Origin of the sequence: Massilia mucilaginosa, assembly GCF_011682145.1 — a bacterium.
Classification (GTDB): domain Bacteria; phylum Pseudomonadota; class Gammaproteobacteria; order Burkholderiales; family Burkholderiaceae_D; genus Telluria_A; species Telluria_A mucilaginosa.
In genome coordinates, this window is sequence record NZ_WHJH01000387.1 from 1 (window position 1) to 253 (window position 253).

At 54.9% G+C, this 253-nt stretch carries 1 protein-coding gene; it reads left to right on the plus strand.

Annotation, left to right across the window (positions count from 1 at the left end; translation table 11 throughout):
* Window positions 1-63: 63 nt before the first annotated feature.
* Window positions 64-253 (plus strand): hypothetical protein (locus F2P45_RS35930; protein WP_223164954.1); only part of this gene is annotated, 190 nt, incomplete at its 3' end.

Here is a 253-nt window from a genome sequence, read left to right on the forward strand (position 1 = left end):
CTTGTCGGACTCGGAAAGCTTGGAAAGGTCGGGACGCGGGAGCTTGTTTGCCATGCCGCTATGATGAACGAAGCGTCCGGCGTTTACAACATGTATATTTCATCGTCACTCAGGCTGAACAGTTACATTTTCGGCATCCAGAATCGGTACTCCATCAACTCAGGAGTCACGAACATGCAAGAGCCAACGAAGCACGAACTCTGGCCGGCGCGCCTGCAGGCGCAGGCCGAATCCGGGCAAACGATTCGTGCCT